The sequence below is a fragment of the Hyphomicrobiales bacterium genome (assembly GCA_016710435.1).
Classification (GTDB): domain Bacteria; phylum Pseudomonadota; class Alphaproteobacteria; order Rhizobiales; family Aestuariivirgaceae; genus Aestuariivirga.
On record JADJVV010000030.1, the window covers coordinates 1 to 4,051 of the forward strand.

Consider the following 4,051-nt stretch of genomic DNA (forward strand, 5'->3'; position numbering starts at 1 on the left):
GCGCTTGCCCTGTCGAAACATCTTGCGCCCCGAGTCGAATTCCGACATCGGCGCTACGAAGTTCCTGTGATGGGTGTAAACTGCTGTTGCTGTCATGGTTCGGTCCTTTTGGGAATCGGTCAATCACTGTTTGATAGATACCATTCTAGCACCTATTTTTCACGGTGTCAATAATCAATTATAGACGAATCAAATATTCACAATTGACACGCTATAGCAGTTGTGCTAGAATCGTAGCATATCAACCGAAAAGGAGAATCGCTATGACCGTCAAGATCAACCGCACGTTCGTACAAACACTGTTAGCCGCCAGAGGGATGACCTCTAGAGACCTGGCGCGGGAGACCGGGCTGGGCGAGGCGACGGTGTACAACATCATGGCCGGTAAGGGTTTCACGAGTGACACGCTGGGCCAGATCGCAACCGCTCTGAACGTCACCCCATCCGCCCTCATCAGCACGAGCGAAGTGGAAGTCTCTCTAAGCAGGGAGTGATCCTTATGCCCGCAAAGAAACGGTCTTTTGACCGTAGTTTGAGTTTGCGTATCGACGCCATTCACAAGGCCATCGACACGGCGAAGGCATGGGCGCCGAGTGACACCAAGCGGGCGGCGCTCAGTGTGCTGTACGCCCGGTTACGACGGCTTGAGAAGCGGGTGCCAGCATGAGCGATTTAACTGATGCCGACATTAAGGCCATGCTTGAATCAAGCGTCGTCACTCCGGACGATATGCGGGAAGAAGAGCAGGCGGGCGAATTGCAGGGGAAATGGATACCCCGCACCCTTGCCGATGCGTATGCTCCGCGCCCGCCGCGTGAATTTTTGGTTGACGGACTGTTACCTCTTCCATCGCTGTCCATCCTGTTCGGTGGCCCAGGTAGTCTCAAGTCTATGGTTCTGTGCGACATGGCTATGTGTATTGCCGCCGGCCATGCTTGGTTGGATGTAATGCCAGATGGCAATGAGCGCCCCGGTGTAACCCTCAGGACAAAACAAGCGAACGTGCTATGGATCGACTTCGATAATGGACCGCTGTCGTCAGATGAGCGTTTCGAAGCGCTGGGGCGGGGACACAGTATGCCACCGGATGCGCCGATTCATTACGTATCGATGCCAGATCCATGGCTTGACGCAAGCGATCGGTCGCTCGTGGCGTCACTGTCACTCTACGTACAGCACGCCAAGTATGGGCTTGTCATCATTGACAACCTGGGGCTTGTCAGCGGTGACACTGAGGAGAATGGCGGCGATATGGCGAAGGTCATGGGGTCGCTTCGATGGCTCGCAGAGACCGCCCGCGCCGCCGTGATCGTGATTCACCATCAGCGCAAGTCGAATGGTTCATCTGATGCCGGAATATCGAAGGGCGAAACCCTGCGCGGCCATTCATCTATCAATGCCGCTCTAGATCTGGCGCTCCTGGTTGACCGCAAAGAGGGCGCCGATGATATCACCATTATCCCAACTAAGGTCAGGGGATATCGCCAGTACGATTCCATCGGCGCCGTGTTCACCTACGAACACAAGCCAGATACCAAAGAGCTACACTCCGCCCGATTTTATTCCAAAGTAAGCGAATCATCAGAAGAAAGTATCAATGCCGCAATCAAGGCGAATTTGAAAGCAGCATCCAAAGAACTCGGCCCATGCTCCGGCAAGGAGCTTGTCGACTGGGTTCGTGACTATATGGCGGCTCTACCTGGGGGCAGAGCGCCTGGTCTCAACAAGGCCCGCGGGCTGATAAAAACGATGGTAGATGACGGTGAAATGTTGGAATCTGGCAGCCGCAAAGAGCGGCTATACAAGGCGATATGATGGCATTTTGTGTAAGAATTCTTACTCACGGGGCATGTAAAAAAAACAGAGGTGCCCGTGAGAAAGAAATTGCCTTATCTCACGCTATCTCACGCGATGCCCGTGAGAAAGAATGGAGATGCAAATTGTTCTTTCTCACGCTATCTTACGGGGCTTGCGTGAGAAAAAACCCTTCTTTCTTATAACTCACGCCCCTCTATTAGAGAGGGGCGTGAGATAAGAAAGGGAAGAGGCTATAAGTTAACAGAAAGAGAGGGGTCGAATGACATTAGGAATGATTGGTGGAATTGCCAGACAACCAAAAAGGAAAATGATCGTTGCGTCCCCTCAGCGTGTGGAGGGCGCAAAAAACGCCAACGTCATTGACCTGGCGGCCCGATATGTCGAGTTGCGCCGCGCCTCTGGTAGCGAGATGCAAGGGCCATGCCCAAAGTGCGGCGGGACAGACCGGTTGCACGTCAAGAAAGATGGATGGTTCTGCCGCAACTGTCACCCTATCGACGCCGGCGGGCATGGTTGGCACGATGCGATAGAGTTCGTGACGTTCACAACCGGCATGGACTTTTCCGATGCTGTCGTTTATCTCACGGGCGGCGCTCGATACTCTGACGAAATGAAGCGAGACTCCAAGCCAGTCCCGCCGCCAGCGCCGCCGGCCCCATCACCCCAGACTGACGAATGGCGAGAGCGATGCACCCCGATTGTGGATGCTGCGCAGGTAACGCTGCTGGCAGATGACAACCCTGGGTCACGCTATCTGGCGGAGCGGGGACTGATGACACCGACTTGGCAAGCGTTCGGTTTCGGGTTCGGCTCGCACCGAGAGCAGCCGGCGATTGTGATCCCGTGGTACCGGGCGGGAAAGTTGCAAGCCATCCGCTACCGATTCATTGCCCCGACCGATGGACCGAAGATTATCAGCGAACCCGGTTCGAAGTTCGCCGGCGCAATGTACGGCGGGCAGGCGCTGCTAGGCTGCGCAGAGGATTTGCGCACACTGGTCATCTGCGAGGGAGAGATTAACGCCGCGTCAATCTGGCAAGCCCATCACCTGGCGGCGCTTGACGTGCTGTCACTGGGAAGCGAATCGGCAACGTTGCCGACATCCATCCCCGCCTTCGCTGCGAAGTTCCGCACCGTGATCGTGTGGATGGATAAGCCAGACATCGCCCGCAAACTGGCGGAGCAACTGCCAGGTGCGACAGCGGTAAGTTCGCCAGTGCTACCGAATGCGCCGAAGGGCATGGACGCCAACGATATGCTGCGCATCGGCAAGTTGAGCGCATACCTGTCAGCCGTGCGAGAGCGGGCATGTAAGAACGATGCGGAGCGGGAAGCGTTGAAGTGGGATTTGGTTGATGGGGGTGCAAGATGATCACCGTCACCCTCTCCACCCCATCCACATTGCGCCTGTCATTCGACTATGACGCAACCGTAAACGAGCGATTGAAGTTCATCGGCGGCGCATGGGTGTCACGGACATGGATTCTACCGGTCGTGAAACTGGATGCGCTCATTCGTGAATTCGATGTCGACCTGGCCATACATCCGGACGTGTTCATGGTGGCGCCCGAATCGACGCCGGCGATGCACTTTGCGGACCTGCTGCATCAGGCGGGAATCGAATTGAGCGACGTTGACGGGCGGCTCATCGGTCATGGCGGCGCATATTGCGAGTCGCCGTGGCAACAACTGATTGACGCGCGCGCCGATGCGCTGCGGGCGATTATGTTCACGAAGTCAGTTTCGCCAACATCGGTCCCGGTCCATGTACCAACGGTTACGCTTGACGATGAGCGCCTAACCGACTTTGACCGGACGGCTGCGCAGTTCGAGCCGGCATGGATAGCGGCGGCGCAACGCAAACAGACATGATTGAGCGAAGGAGGGCGGCATGGCAGCGGGCCTAATCTGCGGCGCCGCTCTCCTGGCGCTACCGGTGACGATACTCGTTTTGTGGATCTGGAAAGGGAAGGTGCAACCGTGAAATTGTCAGAAGCGCAAAGGGACATACTGGGCAGGATGCAACGCGACCCAGATGCGATACACACGGCGGACAGACTGCAAGCGGCCATGTCCACGATGCTATCACTGAGCAATAAGGGCCTAGTCTCTGGCGTAGTCGGCAACACACGCTCAATGGGTCCGACTCGTGGTATGTGGTGGAAATTGACGGCGGAAGGAAAGAAGGTGCAACCGTGAAAGAACAATCAGCAGCGCAGGCGCTCGCCGCCAT

General features: G+C 56.2%; 4 protein-coding genes. All 4 read left to right on the forward strand.

Annotation, left to right across the window (positions count from 1 at the left end; translation table 11 throughout):
• Nucleotides 1-263 precede the first annotated feature (263 nt).
• The 4 genes from IPM06_20455 to IPM06_20470 all read left to right on the forward strand — a co-directional run bounded on the left by IPM06_20455 (nucleotide 264) and on the right by IPM06_20470 (nucleotide 3,690).
• The gene (locus tag IPM06_20455) at nucleotides 264-494 is read left to right on the forward strand and encodes a helix-turn-helix transcriptional regulator (protein MBK8772781.1); all 231 of its coding nucleotides are present in this window, start codon (nucleotides 264-266) and stop codon (nucleotides 492-494) included.
• Nucleotides 495-663: 169 nt separating this feature from the next.
• Nucleotides 664-1,815 carry an AAA family ATPase gene (locus tag IPM06_20460; GenBank protein ID MBK8772782.1) on the forward strand — a complete coding sequence of 384 codons (1,152 nt, stop codon included), beginning with the start codon at nucleotides 664-666 and terminating at the stop codon, nucleotides 1,813-1,815.
• A gap of 262 nt (nucleotides 1,816-2,077) precedes the next feature.
• Complete coding sequence (locus IPM06_20465; GenBank protein MBK8772783.1) at nucleotides 2,078-3,190, forward strand: hypothetical protein; 1,113 nt, start codon at nucleotides 2,078-2,080, stop codon at nucleotides 3,188-3,190.
• On the forward strand, nucleotides 3,187-3,690 hold the full coding sequence (locus IPM06_20470; GenBank protein MBK8772784.1) for a hypothetical protein: 504 nt from the start codon (nucleotides 3,187-3,189) through the stop codon (nucleotides 3,688-3,690). Before IPM06_20465 ends, IPM06_20470 begins: the two co-directional genes overlap by 4 nt.
• Nucleotides 3,691-4,051: the final 361 nt, after the last annotated feature.